Source organism: Blastococcus sp. SYSU D00669 (assembly GCF_054050715.1).
Map to the genome: position 1 here is coordinate 12,189 of NZ_JBJGZV010000001.1, position 18,575 is coordinate 30,763.

An 18,575-nucleotide genomic window follows, 5' to 3' on the forward strand; every position below is an offset into this window, starting at 1 on the left:
CCGAGATCCCGGTATCTCGGCCCGCTGGCCGTCCTGATGCGCCGAGATCGCGTGATCTCGGCGGGAGGTCGCGGGTCGGCGAGGCGGGCAGGGCGGCCCGCCTACGATCGGATCGTGATCGACCTGCGGCTCGTGCGCGAGCACCCCGACGTCGTCCGTGCCAGCCAGCGGGCGCGCGGCGCCGACGAGTCGCTGGTCGACCGGCTGCTCACGGCCGACGAGGCCCGCCGGCAGGCCGTCGGGCGCGCCGACCACCTGCGCGGGGAGCAGAAGGCCGCGTCGCAGGCGGTGAGGAAGGCCTCCGCCGAGGAACGCCCCGCCGTCCTGGAGCGGGCCAAGGCGCTGGCCGCCGAGGTCAAGGAGGCCGAGGAGGCGCAGCGCGCCGCCGACGTCGCCCTGCGCGAGGCGCACCTGACGATCGCCAACGTCGTCCACCCGGACGTCCCGCCGGGCGGTGAGGACGACGCGGTGACGCTGCGCACCGTTGGCGACGTCCCCACCTACGACTTCCCGGTCCGCGACCACGTGGAGATCGGCGAGGGCCTCGGCGCGATCGACCTCGAGCGCGGCGCGAAGGTCTCCGGCGCCCGCTTCTACTTCCTCACCGGGCCGGGCGCGCTGCTCGAGTTCGCCCTCGCCCAGCTGGCGATCACCCGGGCCGTGGCCGCCGGGTTCACCCCCGTCGTCGCGCCGGCGCTGGTGCGGCCCGAGGCGATGGAGGGCACCGGCTTCCTCGGCGCGCACGCCGAGGAGGTCTACAAGGTCGAGCGCGACGACCTCTACCTCGTCGGGACCTCGGAGGTGCCGCTCGCCGGCATGCACATGAACGAGGTGCTCGACCTCTCCGCCGGCCCGCGGCACTACGCCGGCTGGTCGTCCTGCTTCCGCCGCGAGGCCGGGTCCTACGGCAAGGACACCCGCGGGATCATCCGCGTGCACCAGTTCGACAAGGTCGAGATGTTCAGCTACGTCCGGCCGGAGGACTCCGCCGCCGAGCACCAGCGGCTGCTCGCCTGGGAGGAGGAGTTCCTCCAGGCGCTGGAGCTGCCCTACCGGGTGGTCGACATCGCCGCCGGCGACCTGGGCAGCAGCGCGGCCCGCAAGTTCGACATCGAGGCCTGGTTCCCCAGCCAGGGCACCTACCGCGAGCTGACCAGCACGTCGGACTGCACGACCTTCCAGGCCCGCCGGCTCAACATCCGGTACCGGGGGGACGACGGCAAGCCGCAGACCGCGGCCACCCTCAACGGCACGCTGTGCGCGATCGCCCGCACCATCGCCTGCCTGCTCGAGGTGCACCAGCGCGCCGACGGGTCGGTGCACGTGCCCAAGGCGCTGCGGCCGTGGCTGGGCGGCCTCGAGGCGCTCACCCCGGGCATGGACCTGACGGCGGCCGTCCCCGCATGAGCGCTCCCGGCGTGCTGCCCTCCTCAGGGCACGCCGCACCCGGTTCCGACGTCGTCGTCGAGCCGCCCGACCTCGGCGGCTGGCGCCCGCGGCTGGTCGCCACCGACCTCGACGGCACCCTGCTGGACTCCGCCGGCACGGTCCGCCCGCGCACCCGCGCGGCGCTGGAGGCCTGCTGGGACGCCGGCATCCCGGTCGTCGGCGCGACCGGCCGCGGGCCGCGGCTGCTCGACAGCGTCCGCGGGGCGCTGGCCGGGCGCGGCATCGCCGTGCTCGCGCAGGGCGGCTACGTCGTCGACCTCGAGCGCGACGAGGTCCTGCGCACCGTCGGGCTGCCCCGGGCGCAGGCGATGGCGGTGATCGAGCAGATCGAGGCGGTCGCCGGCGACCTGGTGATCGCCGTCGAGGACGCCGCCGAGCAGGCCGAGGCCCGCCGGCCGCTGCGCGTGCAGCACGGCTTCGACTGGCCCTACCCCGAGCCGGCGCACCTGCTGCCCCGCCACCGCGTGCTGCCCGACGGCGCCGTCCTCAAGGTGTTCCTGCGCTCGGCGCGCCTCGGCCAGGACGAGCTGCTCGCCCGGGCCGACAAGGTGGTCGACCCCGCGGTCGCCGCGGTCACCCACGCCGGGCTCGGCTTCATCGAGGTGCTGCCGCCGGGCATCACCAAGGCGAGCGGCCTGGCCGTGGCCCTCGAGCGCTACGGCGTCGGCTTCGACGAGGTCCTGGCCTTCGGCGACATGCCCAACGACCTGCCGATGATCACCGCGGTCCGCGAGGCGGGCGGCCGGGCGGTCGCCGTCGCCAACGCGCACCCCGCCGTCCGGGCCGCGACGCCGGAGCTGACCAGCGGCAACGACGCCGAGGGCGTCGCGCGCTACCTCGAGGCGGTCCTGGATGTCTGACTGGAGGCCGCGGCTCATCGCCAGCGACATGGACGGCACCCTCCTGCACTGGGACGACACGGTCAGCGAGGCGACCGTGGCCGAGCTCGCCCGGTGGCGGGCCGAGGGCGTGCCGGTGGTGCTCGCCACCGGCCGCCCGCCGCGGTGGATGCGCAGGATCCGCAAGGTGCTGGAGTTCGGCACCGCGGTCTGCTGCAACGGCGCGGTGCTGCTCGACCTGGAGACCTTCACCGTCGTCGACGAGGACCCGCTCGCGGCGGACGTCATGCAGGACGTCGTCGCCGAGCTGCGCCGCCGCCGGCCGGGCACCCGGTTCGGCGTCGAGTACGGCCTGGAGTTCCGGCACGAGCCCGACTACCACCCGCGGTGGGACGTCGACGTGCCGGGCGTGGCCACCGCGCCCCTGCAGGACCTGGTGCGCGAGCCGGTCGCCAAGCTGCTCGCCCGCCACGAGGACCTCGACCGCGACACCTTCCTCGCCGCCGTCGAGGAGATCGTCGGCGACCGGGCCACGGTGACCAACTCGTCGGACGAGGCGCTGGCGGAGATCAGCGCCGCCGGGGTCACCAAGGCCTCCGGCCTGGCCAAGGTGGCCGCCCGGTACGGCGTCGGCCCCGAGGACCTCGTCGTGTTCGGGGACATGCCCAACGACATCGCCGCCTTCGACTGGGTGCGCGAGGCCGGCGGCCGGGCGGTCGCGATGGCCCACGCCCACCCCGACGTGCTCGCCGCCGCGACCGACGTCACGGGCAGCAACGAGGACGACGGCGTCGCGGCGTTCCTCGCCGCTCTCTGAGCCGCCCGGTACGCGTCGGCCGGCTCCGCTTCCGACGCCGTCGCACCGAGAGGTCGGCCGCCCGTGGTCACGGGTGACCGACCTCTCGCCACGCGCGCACCACGTTCCCCTGCTCCGAGACGAGTGCCAGCCGGTGCTGCCGATAGGTGGGGTGACCACCCCTACCGCCGCCACCGGAGGCCGCACATGGACGTCGCGTACGAGCCCGCACCCCGCACCGAGGGGGGTGACCAGGTCGCGCCGGCCGCCACTGCCGGGCGCGGGCTCGGCATGCGAGCCCGGTTGCTCGGCGCGATCCTGGTCGTCGCCCTCACCACCCTGGCCGTCGGCGTCGTCGGCATCGACCGGATGTCGACGCTCAACGACGAGGCCGCCCGCGTCTACGACGAGGGCGCCGAGCCGCTGGACGGGCTGCGCCAGCTCGAGGCCGGCTGGTGGCAGATGTCCGCCTACACCGCCCGCGCCGCCATCCCCGGCCTCCCGCCGGCGTCGGTGCGGAGCGCCCAGCAGGGCGCCGCCGCCACGGGCGAGGAGCTGGCGGCGAACGCCGAGCGGGTCGCCGGGATGCCGCTCCCGCCCGACGCGCGCGCGTCGTTCGAGCAGTTCTCCACCGCGGTGCAGACCTACCTGACGGCGCTGAGCCAGCTGCAGGGCCTGGGCCTCGAGGCCGATCCGCGGCAGATCCAGGGCCTGCTGCAGACCATGGACGAGCAGGAGGCGGCGATCGAGGAGTCCCTCGCGGCCGCGACCGAGGCGGCGGCCGCCAACGCCGTCGCGGTCACCGAGGAGGCGGAGAGCGCCTACGTCGCGGCCCGGACCCTCACCCTCGTGATCATCGCGATCGGCCTGATCGTCTCCGTCGTCCTGGCGCTGTTCGTCGCCCAGGGCGTCATGCGGCCCGTGCAGCGGATCCGCGAGGTCCTCGGCCGGGTCGCCGACGGCGACCTGTCCGTGCGGGCCGGCGAGACCGGCGGCGCCGAGCTGGGCGAGGTCGCCCGCTCGCTCGACCACACGCTCGACTCCCTCGGCGACGTCATGAAGCTGGTCCGCGGCTCCGCCGCGCGGCTGGCCGACGCCTCGCACCAGCTCGACGCCGCCTCGCAGGCGATCGCCGACAACGCGCGGACCGCGGCCTCCCAGGCCGACTCGGTCGTCGCCTCGGCCGGTGACGTGGCCTCCAGCGTCGACACGGTCGCCGCGGGCTCGTCGCAGATGGAGTCGGCGATCCGGGAGATCGCGCACAACGCCACCGAGGCCGCCCGGGTCGCCGGTCAGGCCGTGACGGTCGCCGAGACGACGACCCGGACCGTGGGCAAGCTCGGCGACTCCTCGCAGGAGATCGCCACGGTGGTCAAGCTGATCAACGGCATCGCCGAGCAGACGAACCTGCTGGCGCTCAACGCGACCATCGAGGCCGCGCGGGCGGGGGAGGCGGGCAAGGGCTTCGCCGTCGTGGCCAGCGAGGTCAAGGAGCTGGCGCAGGAGACCGCCCGGGCGACCGAGGACATCTCCAAGCGCGTGGAGGCCATCCAGGCCGACACCGCCGGCGCCGTCGACGCGATCGGTCGGATCAGCACGGTCATCGCCGAGATCAACGACTTCCAGGCGACGATCGCCGCCGCGGTCGAGGAGCAGACCGCGACGACCAACGAGATGAACCGCAACGTCGCCGAGGCGGCCAGCGGCTCGCAGGACATCGCCGCCGCGATCTCCGGGCTGGCCGCGGGCACCTCGGAGACCAACCTGCGGGTGGAGGACGCCCAGCGGGCGGCCGCCGAGCTGGCCCGGATGAGCGGCGAGCTGCAGGACGCGGTCGGCCGCTTCACCCTCTGACCGGCCGGGATCGGCTCACCTGATCCGAAGGGGTCCTCCCCCACGCTGCGGTGTGGGGGAGGACCCTCTTCGATCAGGGAGGCCGATCGTCGCCGCGGTCAGCGCTACAGGTACTGGCCGCCGCCCGGCCGGAAGTCGGGCTGGGGCTGCTGCGGGGCGCCGCCGGGCAGCGCCCGCCGGCGCATCTCCTCCAGCTGGGCGCGGGCGGCCATCTGCTGGGCGAACAGCGCCGTCTGGATGCCGTGGAACACGCCCTCCAGCCAGCCGACCAGCTGCGCCTGCGCGATCCGGAGCTCGGCGTCCGAGGGCGTCGCGTCCTCGCTGAACGGCAGCGTGATCCGCTCCAGCTCCTCGCGCAGGTCGGGCGAGAGCCCCTCCTCCAGCTCCCGGATGGACGCGGCGTGGATGTCGCGCAGCCGGTTGCGGCTGGCCTCGTCGAGGGGCGCCGCCCGCACCTCCTCGAGCAGCTGCTTGATCATCGTGCCGATCCGCATGACCTTGGCCGGCTCCTCGACCATGGCCGCGACGCCCTGCGCGCCCTCGGGGAGCTCGCCGCCGTCCTGGCCCTCGGCGGCCACCGGCATCGGCACCGCGCCGACCGGACGCCCGTCGGGGCCCACCACCACGATCTGCTGCGGACGCTCGCTGCCGTTCCCGGGTGCGGTCATGCCCCCATCCTGCCTCGTGCCGGCGACCGCCACGCCGGTGGCCGGGGAACCGCCGGGCACCGGAACGGGCGGTCACCGGAAGACCGTGGCGCACTAGTCTGCGGGCGTGGGGGAGGCCCGGCTCGACGTCGCGCGGGTGCGCGGTCTCTTCCCCGCACTCGCCGACGGGTTCGTGCACACCGACGGCCCGGCCGGCACGCTGGTGCCCGAGAGCGTGGCCCGCGCGGTGGCCCACGCGATGCGCATGCCGGTCGCCAACCGGGGCGGGGTCTTCCCCGCGTCGGGCCGGGCCGAGGCGATCGTCACCGCGGCCCGGTCCGCGGTCGCCGACCTGGTGGGCGGGGTCGCCGGCGGCGTCGTCCTGGGCGGCAACATGACCACGCTGACCTACCGCTTCGCCCGCACGCTGGCCCGCACGTGGCGCCCCGGCGACGAGATCGTGGTCAGCCGGCTCGACCACGACGCCAACATCCGGCCGTGGATCCAGGTCGCGGAGGAGACCAGCGTCCTGGTGCGCTGGGCCGAGGTGGACATCGAGACCGGCGAGCTGCCCGTCTGGCAGTACGACCGGCTGCTCACCTCCCGCACCCGCCTGGTCGCCGTCACGGCCGCCAGCAACGCGATCGGCACCCGGCCCGACGTCGCCGCGATCGCCGCCCGCGCGCACGCCGCCGGGGCGCTGGTCTACGTCGACGGCGTGCACGCCGCCCCCCACGGCCTGCTCGACCGCCGCGTGCTCGGCGCCGACTTCCTCGCCCTGTCGGCCTACAAGTGGTGCGGCCCGCACGTCGGTGCCGTCGTCGCCGACCCCGGGCTGCTGGAGCAGATGTGGCCCGACAAGGTGCTGCCCGCCTCCGACCGCGTGCCCGACCGCTTCGAGACCGGCACCCCGCCGTTCGAGCTGCTGGCCGGCGTCCCGGCCGCAGTCGACCACCTCGCGACGCTGTGCGGGGAGGCGACGGGCTCGCGGCGGGACCGGCTGCGCACCTCGATGGCCGCGGTCGCCGCCTACGAGGGCCAGCTGTTCGGCTGGCTGGACGACGCGCTGCGGGCGATGCGGCACGTGCACGTCCTCGGCCGCCCGGCCGACCCCACCCCGACGCTGTCGTTCCGCGTCGCCGGCATGACCCCGCGGCAGGTGACCGCCGAGCTGTCCCGCCAGGGCATCTGCGCCTGGGACGGCGACTACTACGCCCGCGAGCTGTTCGACGCGCTCGGGGTCAACGAGGCCGGCGGGGCGGTGCGGCTGGGCCTGCAGCACTACAACACCGCCGACGAGGTCGGCTACGTGATCGACTCCGTCGCGGCGCTGCGCACCGCTACTCGTCGGTGATCAGCAGCACCTTGCCCACGTGCTCGCTGGCCTCGACCACCCGGTGGGCCTCCGCCGCCCGCGACATCGGCAGCCGCCGGTCGACGATCGGCCGGACCACGCCGCGCTCGACGTCGGGCCACACGTCGTGGCGCACCGCGGCGACGATCTCGGCCTTGCCGCCGGGGCCGGCCGGCGGTCGCGAGCGCAGCGTGGTGGCGTGCACCGCGGCCCGCTTGCGCATCAGCGCGCCGAGGTCGAGCTCGGCCTTGGTGCCGCCCTGCATGCCGATGCAGACCAGCCGCCCGCCGACGGCCAGGACGTCGACGTTGCGGGCCAGGTACTTCGCGCCCATGTTGTCCAGGACGACGTCGACGCCGGCGCCGTCGGTCTCCTCGCGGACCCGCTCGACGAAGTCCTCCTCGCGGTAGTTGACCAGCACCTCCGCGCCCAGCTCGCGGCAGACGTCGAGCTTCTCCGGGGTGCCGGCGGTGGTGAACACGCGGGCGCCGGCGCGGGCGGCCAGCTGGATGGCCATGGTGCCGATGCCGCTGGACCCGCCGTGCACGAGGAAGGTGTCGCCGCGCCCCAGCCGGGCCAGCAGGAACACGTTGGACCAGACGGTGCAGGTGACCTCGGGCAGCGCCGCGGCGGTGGCCAGCTCCACCCCCGCGGGGCGGGGCAGCAGCTGCCCGGCCGGGACGGCGACCCGCTCGGCGTAGCCACCACCCGCGAGCAGCGCGCACACCTCGTCGCCGACCTGCCAGCCGGTGACGCCGTCGCCGACCTCGCTGACCACCCCGCTGCACTCGAGGCCGAGGACGTCGCTCGCCCCGGGGGGCGGCGGGTAGAAGCCCTGCCGCTGCAGCAGGTCGGCGCGGTTGACCGCGGTGGCCGCGACGTCGACGACCACCTCTCCCGGCCCGCAGACCGGGTCGGGGACCTCGGTCCACTCGAGCACCTCGGGACCGCCGGGCTCGCGGATCGTGATGGCACGCATGGCCCGACCCTAGAAGGACCACGCTGCCCCCCACCGCTGGCCCGCTCGCGGTGGGACCCTGCAGCCGTGGCCGCCCTCGACTTCCTGGACGTGGACCTGCCGGTCCTCGCCGCGCCGATGGCCGGCGGCGCCGGCACGCCCCCGCTGGTGCTCGCCGCGGCGACGGCGGGCGGCGTCGGGTTCCTCGCCGCGGGCTACAAGGCGCCCGAGGCGGTCGCGGCCGAGATCGCCGAGGTGCGGGCGGCCGGCGTCCCGTTCGGCGTGAACCTCTTCCTGCCCTCCTCCACCCCCATGGCCGAGGCGGACTTCCGGCGGTACGCGCGCGAGATCGCCGGCGAGGGGGCGCCCTACGGCCTCGACCTGGCCGGCGCCGACCCCCGCTGGGAGGACGACGGCTGGCGGGCCAAGGTCGACCTCCTGCTCGCCGACCCGGTGCCCGCCGTCAGCTTCACCTTCGCCGTGCCGCCGGCCGACGTGGTGCGGGCGCTCCGCCGGGCGGGCAGCGCCGTGCTGGTCACCGTGACCGCCGCCGACGAGGCCCGCGCCGCCGAGCAGGCCGGCGCCGACGGGCTCGTCGTGCAGGGCACCGACGCCGGGGGGCACAGCGGCGTCCACGACCCGGCGCGGCCGCTGCCCGCGGTGCCGCTGCCCGAGCTGCTGGCCCGGGTCCGCGCGGTCACCGACCTGCCGCTGCTGGCCGCCGGCGGCCTGGCCACCACCGCGCAGGTCCGCGACGCCGTCGCGGCCGGTGCCGCGGCGGCCGTCGTCGGCACCGCCCTGCTGCGCACCGACGAGAGCGGCGCGCACCCCACCCACCGGGAGGCCCTGGTCGACCCGCGGTTCCCCGGTACCGCGCTCACCCGCGCCTTCACCGGCCGACCGGCCCGCGGGCTGCGCAACGGCTTCCTCGAGCGGTACTCGGCGTCCGCCCCGCTCGGCTACCCCGAGGTCCACCACCTGACGCGGCAGCTGCGGGCCGCCGCCGCGGCCGCCGGGGACGCCGACCGGCTGCACCTGTGGGCCGGCACCGGGCACCGGCTCGCCCGCACCGGGCCGGCCGCCGACGTCCTCACCGAGCTCGCCCGCGGCCTCTGACAGGACGCCTCCAGCGCGCTGCAAGCCGGCCGCAAGCGGCGGGCACCAGGGTCCGGTCCATGACGCTGCAGACCTCTGAGCTGGTCACCTCGGTGCGCGAGGTGGAGCGGGCGCGGGCGATCGCGCGCGCCCGGACGCGGGCGCGGCGGGCCGCGGCCACCCGGTCGTCCACGGCCGCCGCCTACCTGTGGTGCGCCGCCGCCTCGGCGTCGTCCGGCCGCTGAGTCACCGGCAAGTGGCTCGCTAGCGGCCCGGGCGACGGTGGGGCCATGACGACGAAGACCCCGCCGCTGCCCTTCCCCGTGACCCCCCGCCGCGCCGGCGACCCCGAGGCCGACCTCACCGGCTTCTCCCTCATCCACCGGGCGCTGCGCTCGGGCACCCGCGACCTCGCCGTGGCGGTCACCGGCATCGCGACCGGCGCCCCGTGCCCGCCCGAGCGCCACCGGGCGGTCGTCCACTTCGCCACCGAGGTGCTCGCCGAGATCCACGTCCACCACAGCCGCGAGGACGACGTCCTGTGGCCGGTGATCGCCGCCTCCGCCGGCGCCGCGGTCGACCTCGAGCCGCTCACCGACGACCACACCGAGCTGCACGCCGTCCTCACCCGTGCCGAGCAGGCGCTGGCCGCCTTCGCCGCTCCCGGCGCCGACCTCCGGGCGACCGCCGCGCCGCTGGGCACCGTGCTCACCGGCATGGCCGACCTGCTCGACGAGCACATCGCCGAGGAGGAGGCCGAGGTCTTCCCGGTCATCCGCACGCACGTCTCGGCGGAGGACTTCGCCGCCTGCGAGAAGGAGTTCCAGAAGGGCTCCAGCCCGGCGCACCTGCTGTTCGTGCTGCCGTGGGTCATCGGGCAGTGCACCCCCGCCGAGCGGGCCGCCGTGCTGGGGGAGGCCCCGGCGCCGCTGAGGCTGCTGCTCAGGCTCGGCGAGCGCCGCTGGCACCGCCGTCACGCCCTGGTGACCGGCGCCTGACGGTGCTTCATCGCGATGAAGCACCCGTGCTCGATCGCGATGAAGCCCGGTCGAGAGCGTGCTCGGCGGCGGTGACCCAGTCGGGGTTGCCGGTCCGCCGGGCCACCTCGACCGCCGTCCGCTGGTGCCGGGCCGCCGCCGCGGCGTCCCCGCGGTGCGCGGCCAGCCGGGCCAGCAGGGTGGCGGTCGGGCCGAGGGCGACCGTCGCCGTCCAGGCGCCGCACACGGTGTCCTCGTGCGGGAGCAGCCCGGCGTAGGCCTCGGCGACCCGCTCCTCGTCGCGGACGGCGAGGCCGAGGACCCCGCGCAGGTAGAGCCACAGCGGCGTGAAGAAGTCCTGGCCGACCGGGTAGCGGGTGGCGGCGAGCTCCCGGGCCTCGTCCAGCCGGTCCTCCAGGGCGAGCGCGGCGGCGAGCACCTCGTGCGCGTCCTCGGGCGCGGTGTCGTACATGGCGCGGGTCGACTCGGCCAGGCCGTCGTGGCGGCCGGCGGCGACGCGCAGGCAGAACACCGAGATCCACCACAGCGCGTGCGCCTGGTCGGCCCAGAAGCCGGTCTCGCCGACCTGGCCGACGGCGGTGCCGTAGGCCTCCTCGGCCTCGTCGTACCGGCCGGCCAGCGCGGCGCGCAGGCCGCGGTACCAGGTGGCGATGCCGCGCAGCAGCGGCAGACCGAGGGCCAGCGCCAGGCGCTCGGCCTCGGCCGCGTGCTCGTCGGCGGCCGCCAGGTCGAGGACGCCGCAGCTGTGCTGGACCAGCACCAGCCGCGCGGTCGCCTCGAACAGGCCGAGATCCTGGCGCTGCGCCAGCTCCAGCAGCTCCCGGCCCAGCCGGCCGCGCTCGTCGAGCCCGCCGTACCGGTAGGTGTTCAGGTAGCGGGCGTTCAGCGCCGAGGCGAGCAGCAGCGGGTCGCCCGTGGCGCGGGCCAGCTCGACGGCCTCCAGGCTGGCCTCGTAGCCGCGCGGGTCGGGGGCGCCGGAGAGCGCGAAGGCGATGACGCCGAGCAGCCGGCTGCGCAGGTCGGGCCGGTCGGGCAGCGCGGCGAGGGTCCGCTCGGCCACCGCGACGACCCGGTCGTCGACGGCGGTGTGCCGGGGGATCCACATCGTGGGGACGTCGCAGGCGAGCAGCACCTCCGCGGTGACCACGGGATCGCCCAGCCGCTCGGCCTCCGGCAGCGCCGCGTCGCGCAGCCCGCGGCCGGTGGGCAGGTCGCCGGCCAGCGTCGCCGCCCGCGCCCCGCGGGCCACCAGCCGCAGCCGTCCGGCCTCGTCGTCCGGGTGTGCGGTCGCGGCCGCCCGCGCCGCCCGCTGCCACCACTGCGCGGCGTCGCGGTAGGAGAAGCGGCGCTCGGCCAGCTCGGCGGCGGCCGCGGCGTGGTGCGCGGTCGCCGCGGCCCGGGCCGGCCCGGCGGCCTCCGAGTGGTGCGCCAGGGCGGTGACGTCGCCCGGCCGCAGCTCCTCCAGTGCTCGTGCCACCCGGTCGTGCAGCCGCGTCGCCCGCAGCGAGGAGAGGTCCTGGTAGAGCGTGTCGCGCACCAGCGCGTGCACGAACCGCAGCCGCCCCGGCCCCGGTTCCACGAGGAGGCCGCTGACCAGCGCCGACTCCAGGGCGTCGACCACGGCGTCGTCGTCCTCGTCGGCCTGCGCGGCCGCGAGCAGCACGTCGACGTCGACGTCCCGGCCGCAGACCGCGGCCAGCCGCAGCAGGCTGCCGGTCTGCGCGGGCAGGGCCGCCAGCCGCGACCGGACGACGTCGCGCACCCCGCTGGGCACCGCGCCCACGTCGGCGCCGCCCGAGACCAGGCGGGCCAGCTCGCGGACGAGGAACGGGTTGCCGCCGGTGCGCTCGGCGATGGTGGCGCGGACGGCGTCGTCGACCGGGGTGGCCGTGACGTCGTCCACCAGGCGCCCGACCGCCTCGTCGTCGAGCCCGCCCAGCGCGAGCCGCAGCGGCGAGCGGCGGGCCAGGGCGGCGAGCGCGGCGTCCAGCTCGGGCAGCGGCTCGGGCCGGGTGGCGACGACGACCAGCACCCGGGCGCCCTCCAGCGCCGCGACCACGTCGAGCAGCAGGGCGGCGGTCTCCTGGTCGGCGCGGTGCAGGTCGTCGAGGACGACGAGCAGCGGCGCGGCGGCGGCGACCTCGGCCAGCCAGCCGGCGACGGCGCGGTGCAGCCGGAACCGCGAGGCGGCGGCGTCGCCGGCGGCGTGCTCGGGTGCGTCGCCGAGGAGCGGGGCGAGCCGGTCGGGTCCGGCGGGGGGGTGCGTGCGGGCCAGCCGGCCGAGCGCCTCGGTCCAGGGCCACCCGCTGGGGGCGCCGTCGGTCTCGGGGCAGCGGGCGGTGCACGTCGTCCAGCCCTCGGCGGCGAGGTCGGACGCCAGCCGCTCGACCAGCGCCGACTTGCCGCTGCCCGCCTCGCCGGTGACGACGGCGACCTGCAACCGCCCGCCGGCCGCCGCGGACGCCGCCGCGTGCAGGGCGGCCAGCTCGGCGTCCCGGCCGACCAGCGCAGGCCCGGGGATGTCCTCCGGCGTGCTGGGGCTCTGCGTGCGCGGTGCATGCGGAGCACCAGCACGCGCGGACACCCGTGGCGGGTGCAGGAGGTGCGGCGCCTGGGCGAGGACGTCGTCCTCCAGCGCGCGCAGCGCCGGGCCCGGGTCGACGCCGAGCTCGTCGGCCAGCCGGCCGCGCACCTCGCGCAGCGCGGCCAGCGCGTCGGCCTGCCGGCCGGCCCGGTACAGCCCCAGCGCGAGCAGCCGCCAGCCCTCCTCGCGCAGCGGGTGCTCGGCGACGTGCGCGCGCAGCTGGGCCAGCGGGTCGGGGCCGCCGGGGACGTCGAGCGACGCGGCGGCCCAGCGCTCGACCGCGGTGAGCCGCAGCTCGCCGAGCCGGGCGGCCTCGGGCGCGGCCCACGGCTCGTCGGCGTACTCGGCGTAGGCCGGTCCCCGCCACAGCTCCAGGGCGGCGGCGTAGCGGTCGCGGGCGGCGGCCGGGTCGTCGCCGGCCAGCCGGTCGCCCTCGGCCAGCAGCCGCGCGGCGCGCAGCGCGTCGACCGCCTCGTCGTCGGGGCGCAGCGCGTACCCGGGCGGCACGGTGACCAGCAGGCGGGCCGGTGCGCGCGGCGGCCGGTCGGGCTCGAGCGAGCGGCGCAGGTGGCTGATGTGCGCCTGCAGGGCGGCCTGGGCGCGCGGCGGGGTCTCGGCGTGCCAGAGGTCGCCGACGAGCAGGTCGGCGGGGACGACGGCGCCGCGCGCGACCAGCAGCCGGGCGACGACGGACCGCTGCCGGTGCCCGCCGAGGTCGACGGGGTCGCCGTCCAGGGCCGCCCAGACGCCGCCCAGCACCCCGAACTCCACCGTCATAGCGCCGCGCAGCCTACGTGCAAGCCGGGGCGCAAGCGGGACGCAAGCGCCTCACCAGCGGTTCCGTCGAAGGTGACCGCCATGACGACGACCGTTCCGACCAGCGCCGACCGGACCCCGACCAGCCGCACCGAGCCGGCCGCCCCCGACCTGACCGGTTTCACGCTGGTCCACCGCGCCCTGCGCTCCGGCACCCGGTTGCTCGCCGAGGCCGTGGACGGCATCGCCCGCGACGACGCCTGCGACGGGCGGCGGCAGCGCGGCATCACCCAGTTCGCGCAGGCCGTGCTCAGCGAGGTCGGCGCGCACCTGGTGCACGAGGACGCCGCGCTGTGGCCGCTGACCATCGTCTCCGCCGACGACTGGGCCGAGCTGGCGCCGCTGACCGCCCACCACGTCGCGCTGGAGCGGCTGCTGGCGCAGGCCTGGTCGGTGCTGCCGGTGTTCGCCCGCTGCCCGAGCTCGGGCGCGCCGCTGCTCGCACCGGTGCTGTGGAACATCGCCGACCTGGTCGAGGAGCACCTCGCCGTGGAGGAGGCGGTGGTCTTCCCGCTGCTGCACGCGCACGTGACCGGCGAGGAGATGGCCCGCGCGGTCGACCGGCTGCGCGCCGACACCCCGCTGAGCCGGCTGCTCTTCGTCGTCCCGTGGGTCGCCGACCAGTGCCACCCGGCGGAGCTGTCGCAGGTGCTCGCCGACGCCGACCCGCGCACGCGGCTGCTGCTGAGCCTGGGCGCGAAGCGCTACGCCCGCCGCCGCGACGCCGTCCTCGGCTGAGCGGAGTGGATCCGTGCAGGTGACGGGCACGGATCCACTCCGGTCCTCACCTGTTCTTGAGGTCCTTGCGGAGGATCTTGCCCGCCGCCGACTTCGGCACCTGCTCGATGAACTCCACCGCGCGGATCTTCTTGTGCGGCGCGAGCCGTTCCCCGGCGTAGTCCATGACCTGCTGCTCGGAGATCTCCGAGCCCGGCGCCCGCACGATGAACGCCTTGGGCAGCTCCTCGCCGGTCGCCTCGTCCTTGACGCCGATCACCGCGGCGTCGGCGATGTCCGGGCTGGTCAGCAGCACGGCTTCGAGCTCGGCCGGGGCCACCTGGTAGCCCTTGTACTTGATCAGCTCCTTGACCCGGTCGACCACGGTGTAGCAGCCGTTGCCGTCGACCACGGCGACGTCCCCAGTGTGCAGCCAGCCGTCGGCGTCGACCGTGTCGGAGGTGGCCGACGGGTTGTTCAGGTAGCCCTTCATCACCTGCGGGCCGCGGATCCACAGCTCGCCGCGCTCGCCGTCGGCGGCGTCCTCACCGGTGGACGGGTCGACCAGCCGGCACTCGGTGTTCGGGATGGCGTAGCCGACCGAGCCCTTCGGCACCGCCCCGGCGGCGCCCGGCGGTTCGGCGCCCGGGTCGGGCGTCGTGTGCGACACCGGCGACAGCTCGGTCATGCCGTAGCCCTGCGCCACCGTGACTCCGGAGTCGGCGCCCTTGCGCAGCCGTTCCTGGGCGGCGTTGGCCAGCGCCTCGTCCAGCGGTGCGGCGCCGGAGAGGATGGAGGTCAGCGACGAGAGGTCGTACTGGTCGACCAGCGGGTGCTTGGCCAGGGCCAGCAGGATCGGCGGCGCCACGAACGCGCGGGTGATCTTGTGGTCCTGGATGGTGCGCAGGAAGTCCTCGAGGTCGAAGCGCGGCAGCGTGACGACGGCGCCGCCCCAGGCCAGGCCCTGGTTCATCAGCACGGTCAGCCCGTAGATGTGGAAGAACGGGAGGACGGCGATGATCCGCTCCTCCTCGCCGAGCCGGATCAGCGGCCGGCACTGGGCGACGTTGGCCACCAGGTTGCGGTGGGTGAGCATGACGCCCTTGGGCAGGCCGGTGGTGCCGCTGGAGTAGGGCAGGGTGACCAGGTCGGTCGCCGGGTCGATGTCGACCTGCACCGACGGCGCCTGGCTGCCGAGCAGGTCGAGCAGCGAGGCGTGGCCCTCCATGCCGTCCATGACGACGACCTCGTCGACCGGGCTCTTCTCGACCGCGGCGCCGACGCGGTCCATGAACAGCGAGATCGTGATGACGACCTTGGCGCCCGAGTCGCGCAGCTGGAAGGCGATCTCCTCGGGCGTGTACAGCGAGTTGATCGGCGTCATCACGCAGCCGGCGGCGGCGATCCCGTGGAAGACCACCGGGTACCAGGGCGTGTTGGGGCAGAAGACGGCGACGACGTCGCCCTTGCGCAGGCCCCGCTCGTGCAGCGCGGCGGCGACCCGGTCGACGTAGGCGGCGAGCTGGCCGTGGGTGATGGTGTCGCCCTTGAGGCCGTCGATCAGCGCGGGGGAGTCCGGCCGCTCGCGCCCCGCGGCCAGGACGAACTCGGGTACCGACAGATCCGGGATCTCGACGTCGGGGTAGGGGCTGGCCAGGGCCACGGATTCCTCCTCGCGATGCGGTGTGGCGCCAGTCTCACATCCCGGGGGACGGGGGTTACCCGGGGGTCACTTCGGCCAGAGCACCGACTGCGTGCAGCGGAACAGCGCGATGGTCCTCTCGCTGCCCTCGGCGCGGACGACGGCGTCCCACACCTGCGTCGTCCGCCCGGCGTGGGCGTTGGTGGCGACGACGGCGATGCCGCCGTCGCGCGCCGTCCCGAGGTAGTTGCACTTGAGCTCGATGGTGGTGAAGCCGCTGGCCCCCTCGGGCAGCAGCGCGCGGGTGGCCAGGCCGCAGGCGGTGTCGGCGAGGCCGACGACGGTGGCCGCGTGCAGGTAGCCGTTGGGCGCGAGCACCTCGGGGCGGACGTCGAGGCGCGCCTCCAGCCGCCCCGGTTCATGGGCGGTGATCCGCAGGCCGAGCAGCCCGGGCAGCGTGCCGGGGAGCAGGTCGTTGAGCTCGTCGGCGGTGTGGAACCCGGTGGCGGCCATGCGGGGGAACCTACTTCCCGCTTTCGGCGCCGGAAGCGGGACCGCTTCCGGCGCCGAGAGCGGGAGGGGCTCAGCCGGCGGCGGTCTCCCAGAGGCCGACGACGTTGCCCTCCGGATCGGTCACGTAGGCGGCGAAGCCCATGTCGCCGACCGGCGTCTTCCCCACGACGGTCGACCCACCCAGCTCACCGATGCGCTCCAGCGCGACCTCGATGCTCTCCACGTCGACGACGACCACCGGGCCCGTCGTCGCCGCGATCCGCCGGGAGAGCATCCCGCCGTTGATGAACCCCGGCTCGGTCGGTCCCTGCTCACCGCTGGGGCCGGTCGAGACGATCGTGTAGTCCATCTCGGGCATCTCCATCAGCTGCCAGCCGAACGCCTCCTTGTAGAAGCTGCGCGCACGGTCCCCGTCGTCGAAGGGGATCTCGAAGTGCACGACCCGACCGGACATCCCGCCACCTCCTCCACGAGCTCCTGACGGACGGCGGAACGCTATGCCCGCACGGCGCCCCGCGGGAGGAGTGCGTGCACGCCGAACACCTGGTTGGCCACCTGGGTGACCCGCAGGTCGACCACGACGCTGGCCAGCGCCATCGCCTCGGACCGGCCCAGCCCGTGCAGGGCGCCGAGCAGGCCGAGCATCGCGTCCAGCGCGTCGGCCGCGGCCTCGTCGAGGTCGTCGCCGAGGCCCATCGCCACCCAGCCGGCCGGGGTGTCGGCCACCGGGGTGGTCAGCGGCCGGCCGAACAGGTCGGGCAGGACGTCGAGGGTGAGGTCGGCGCGCTCGACCGGGCACTCGATCGCCGTCCCGCTCACCTCGCCGTCGCCCTGCGCCGCGTGCCCGTCGCCGACGCTGAACAGCGCGCCCTCGACCGGTACCGGCAGGTAGAGGGTCGCGCCGGCGACCAGCTCGCGGCAGTCGAGGTTCCCGCCGTGCCAGTACGGCGGGATCGTCGAGTGCCGCCCGGGCTCGGCCGGCGGCATGCCCATCACGCCGAGGAACGGCCGGACGGCGACCGTGCCGACGGAGCTGCGCGCGGTGCCTCCGTCGATCTCCCACGGGACGACGGCCGGTTGATCGATGCCGAGCCGCACGTTCCACGCGGTCGGCCGCAGCCCGGCGTACGTCGTCCCCCAGGCGCCGGGGACGACGTCGTCGATCCGGACGGCGAGCACCGTGCCGGGGGAGGCGCCGCGGACCTCGACCGGTCCGGTGAGCGCGTGGCCGGCACCCTCGGTGTGCTCGGGCGCGCGGCGGCGGGTGGCCACGTCGCCGGTGTGCGGCTCGAGGAACCAGCCCGAGTCGAGGGTGCGGAAGCGGACCGTCGTCCCGGGGTCGACGCCCAGCACGGGCGGCAGGTCGCGGTCGAACCAGCCGTGCAGCGTGCGGGCGTCGGGCTCGAGGGTGGGGATCTCCGCCATGCCGCCCATCCTGCGGGGCGACCGCTCTCAGGCCAGGCCGCGGGTGGTGCGCGCGGGCGGGCGGGTGCCCTGGATCGCGGCGACCATGTCGAGGGTCTGCCGGGTCGGCGCGACGTCGTGCGCCCGGAACACCCGCGCCCCGAGCCAGGCGCTGACCGCGGTCGTGGCCAGCGTGCCGGTGAGCCGCTCCTCCAGCGGGACGTCGAGGGTCTCGCCGACGAAGTCCTTGTTCGACAGCGCGACCAGCACCGGCCAGCCGGTGGCGACCAGCTCGCCCAGGCGCCGGGTGGCCTCCAGCGAGTGCCGGGTGTTCTTGCCGAAGTCGTGGCCGGGGTCGACCATCACGCGCTCGCGGTCCACCCCGGCCGCCACCGCGGCCTCGGCCAGCGCCGTCGTCCGGCCCACGATGTCGGCGACGACGTCGTCGTAGGCGATCCGGTGCGGCCGGGTGCGCGGCGGCAGGCCGCCGGCGTGCGTGCACACCAGCCCGGCGCCGGCCTCGGCGGCGACCCCGGCCAGCTCCGGGTCCACCCCGCCCCAGGCGTCGTTCACGACGTCGGCGCCCGCGGCCAGCGCCTCGCGCGCCACCGACGCCCGCCAGGTGTCGATGGAGAGGGGCAGCGTCGGGTGGGCGTCGCGGATCGCGGCGATCAGGTCGACGGTGCGGCGGATCTCCTCGGCGGCGTCGACCTCCTCACCGGGCGCGGCCTTGACGCCGCCGACGTCCACCATGTCGGCGCCCTCGGCGACCACCCGGTGCACCCGCTCGACGGCGGCCCGCAGCTCGTAGGTGGCCCCGCGGTCGTAGAAGGAGTCGGGCGTGCGGTTCACGATCGCCATGATCACGAACGCGCCGTCGGGCACGTCCAGCGAGCCGATGCGCAGCAC

General features: G+C 76.0%; 17 protein-coding genes. 9 read left to right on the forward strand and 8 right to left on the reverse strand.

Annotation, left to right across the window (positions count from 1 at the left end):
- Positions 1-114 precede the first annotated feature (114 nt).
- The 4 genes from serS to ACI8AF_RS00070 all read left to right on the forward strand — a co-directional run bounded on the left by serS (position 115) and on the right by ACI8AF_RS00070 (position 4,938).
- A complete protein-coding gene (gene serS / locus ACI8AF_RS00055; protein WP_456537605.1) occupies positions 115-1,407 on the forward strand; it encodes a serine--tRNA ligase in 1,293 nt (430 codons plus the stop codon).
- A complete protein-coding gene (locus tag ACI8AF_RS00060) occupies positions 1,404-2,309 on the forward strand; it encodes an HAD family hydrolase (protein ID WP_456537606.1) in 906 nt (301 codons plus the stop codon). Before serS ends, ACI8AF_RS00060 begins: the two co-directional genes overlap by 4 nt.
- Positions 2,302-3,105 (forward strand): HAD family hydrolase, encoded by an 804-nt coding sequence (locus ACI8AF_RS00065; protein ID WP_456537607.1) that lies wholly within the window; start codon positions 2,302-2,304, stop codon positions 3,103-3,105. The genes ACI8AF_RS00060 and ACI8AF_RS00065 overlap by 8 nt, the downstream gene beginning before the upstream one ends.
- Before the next feature lie 186 nt (positions 3,106-3,291).
- Positions 3,292-4,938, forward strand: a complete 1,647-nt coding sequence (locus tag ACI8AF_RS00070; protein ID WP_456537608.1) for a methyl-accepting chemotaxis protein — start codon at positions 3,292-3,294, stop codon at positions 4,936-4,938.
- 104 nt (positions 4,939-5,042) lie between these two features.
- Here the strand turns inward: ACI8AF_RS00070 and ACI8AF_RS00075 are convergent, their stop codons facing one another.
- Positions 5,043-5,606 (reverse strand): bacterial proteasome activator family protein, encoded by a 564-nt coding sequence (locus ACI8AF_RS00075; RefSeq protein WP_456537609.1) that lies wholly within the window; start codon positions 5,604-5,606, stop codon positions 5,043-5,045.
- A gap of 106 nt (positions 5,607-5,712) precedes the next feature.
- Here ACI8AF_RS00075 and ACI8AF_RS00080 point away from each other — a divergent pair, with 106 nt between their 5' ends.
- The gene (locus tag ACI8AF_RS00080; protein ID WP_456537610.1) at positions 5,713-6,939 is read left to right on the forward strand and encodes a cysteine desulfurase-like protein; all 1,227 of its coding nucleotides are present in this window, start codon (positions 5,713-5,715) and stop codon (positions 6,937-6,939) included.
- Here the strand turns inward: ACI8AF_RS00080 and ACI8AF_RS00085 are convergent.
- Positions 6,926-7,918, reverse strand: a complete 993-nt coding sequence (locus ACI8AF_RS00085; protein ID WP_456537611.1) for an NAD(P)H-quinone oxidoreductase — start codon at positions 7,916-7,918, stop codon at positions 6,926-6,928. The two genes, ACI8AF_RS00080 and ACI8AF_RS00085, sit on opposite strands and share 14 nt — an antisense overlap.
- A 66-nt stretch (positions 7,919-7,984) precedes the next feature.
- Here ACI8AF_RS00085 and ACI8AF_RS00090 point away from each other — a divergent pair, with 66 nt between their 5' ends.
- From ACI8AF_RS00090 to ACI8AF_RS00100, 3 genes are read left to right on the forward strand one after another with little or no spacing between them, the layout of a single operon-like run.
- Positions 7,985-9,013, forward strand: a complete 1,029-nt coding sequence (locus ACI8AF_RS00090) for a nitronate monooxygenase (RefSeq protein WP_456537612.1) — start codon at positions 7,985-7,987, stop codon at positions 9,011-9,013.
- A 59-nt stretch (positions 9,014-9,072) separates the two neighbouring features.
- Positions 9,073-9,237, forward strand: a complete 165-nt coding sequence (locus ACI8AF_RS00095) for a hypothetical protein (protein WP_456537613.1) — start codon at positions 9,073-9,075, stop codon at positions 9,235-9,237.
- A 45-nt stretch (positions 9,238-9,282) separates the two neighbouring features.
- Positions 9,283-9,990 carry a hemerythrin domain-containing protein gene (locus ACI8AF_RS00100; protein ID WP_456537614.1) on the forward strand — a complete coding sequence of 236 codons (708 nt, stop codon included), beginning with the start codon at positions 9,283-9,285 and terminating at the stop codon, positions 9,988-9,990.
- Between the two features lie 7 nt (positions 9,991-9,997).
- Here the strand turns inward: ACI8AF_RS00100 and ACI8AF_RS00105 are convergent, their stop codons facing one another.
- Positions 9,998-13,351 carry a BTAD domain-containing putative transcriptional regulator gene (locus ACI8AF_RS00105; RefSeq protein ID WP_456537615.1) on the reverse strand — a complete coding sequence of 1,118 codons (3,354 nt, stop codon included), beginning with the start codon at positions 13,349-13,351 and terminating at the stop codon, positions 9,998-10,000.
- Positions 13,352-13,432: 81 nt separating this feature from the next.
- Here ACI8AF_RS00105 and ACI8AF_RS00110 point away from each other — a divergent pair, with 81 nt between their 5' ends.
- Positions 13,433-14,128, forward strand: a complete 696-nt coding sequence (locus ACI8AF_RS00110; RefSeq protein ID WP_456537616.1) for a hemerythrin domain-containing protein — start codon at positions 13,433-13,435, stop codon at positions 14,126-14,128.
- A 46-nt stretch (positions 14,129-14,174) separates the two neighbouring features.
- Here the strand turns inward: ACI8AF_RS00110 and ACI8AF_RS00115 are convergent, their stop codons facing one another.
- The 5 genes from ACI8AF_RS00115 to folP form a co-directional block, all read right to left on the reverse strand.
- Positions 14,175-15,770: a 4-coumarate--CoA ligase family protein gene (locus tag ACI8AF_RS00115; RefSeq protein ID WP_456537617.1), complete on the reverse strand. Its 1,596-nt coding sequence runs from the start codon at positions 15,768-15,770 to the stop codon at positions 14,175-14,177.
- Positions 15,771-15,836: 66 nt separating this feature from the next.
- Positions 15,837-16,262 (reverse strand): PaaI family thioesterase, encoded by a 426-nt coding sequence (locus ACI8AF_RS00120; RefSeq protein ID WP_456537618.1) that lies wholly within the window; start codon positions 16,260-16,262, stop codon positions 15,837-15,839.
- A 70-nt stretch (positions 16,263-16,332) separates the two neighbouring features.
- Positions 16,333-16,716 (reverse strand): VOC family protein, encoded by a 384-nt coding sequence (locus ACI8AF_RS00125; protein WP_456537619.1) that lies wholly within the window; start codon positions 16,714-16,716, stop codon positions 16,333-16,335.
- Between the two features lie 41 nt (positions 16,717-16,757).
- Entirely contained in the window at positions 16,758-17,687 is a 930-nt protein-coding gene (locus ACI8AF_RS00130) for an acetamidase/formamidase family protein (RefSeq protein WP_456537620.1), read from the reverse strand.
- 27 nt (positions 17,688-17,714) lie between these two features.
- Positions 17,715-18,575 carry a dihydropteroate synthase gene (folP, locus tag ACI8AF_RS00135; RefSeq protein ID WP_456537621.1) on the reverse strand — a complete coding sequence of 287 codons (861 nt, stop codon included), beginning with the start codon at positions 18,573-18,575 and terminating at the stop codon, positions 17,715-17,717.

Coding starts and splice junctions, on each gene's coding strand:
- ACI8AF_RS00130 (WP_456537620.1), bottom strand. CDS start 17,687: ATGGCGGAGATCCCCACCCTCGAGCCCGACGCCCGCACGCTGCACGGC.
- ACI8AF_RS00095 (WP_456537613.1), top strand. CDS start 9,073: ATGACGCTGCAGACCTCTGAGCTGGTCACCTCGGTGCGCGAGGTGGAG.
- ACI8AF_RS00120 (WP_456537618.1), bottom strand. CDS start 16,262: ATGGCCGCCACCGGGTTCCACACCGCCGACGAGCTCAACGACCTGCTC.
- ACI8AF_RS00085 (WP_456537611.1), bottom strand. CDS start 7,918: ATGCGTGCCATCACGATCCGCGAGCCCGGCGGTCCCGAGGTGCTCGAG.
- ACI8AF_RS00060 (WP_456537606.1), top strand. CDS start 1,404: ATGAGCGCTCCCGGCGTGCTGCCCTCCTCAGGGCACGCCGCACCCGGT.
- ACI8AF_RS00075 (WP_456537609.1), bottom strand. CDS start 5,606: ATGACCGCACCCGGGAACGGCAGCGAGCGTCCGCAGCAGATCGTGGTG.
- ACI8AF_RS00105 (WP_456537615.1), bottom strand. CDS start 13,351: ATGACGGTGGAGTTCGGGGTGCTGGGCGGCGTCTGGGCGGCCCTGGAC.
- ACI8AF_RS00125 (WP_456537619.1), bottom strand. CDS start 16,716: ATGTCCGGTCGGGTCGTGCACTTCGAGATCCCCTTCGACGACGGGGAC.
- ACI8AF_RS00110 (WP_456537616.1), top strand. CDS start 13,433: ATGACGACGACCGTTCCGACCAGCGCCGACCGGACCCCGACCAGCCGC.
- ACI8AF_RS00065 (WP_456537607.1), top strand. CDS start 2,302: ATGTCTGACTGGAGGCCGCGGCTCATCGCCAGCGACATGGACGGCACC.
- ACI8AF_RS00100 (WP_456537614.1), top strand. CDS start 9,283: ATGACGACGAAGACCCCGCCGCTGCCCTTCCCCGTGACCCCCCGCCGC.
- ACI8AF_RS00070 (WP_456537608.1), top strand. CDS start 3,292: ATGGACGTCGCGTACGAGCCCGCACCCCGCACCGAGGGGGGTGACCAG.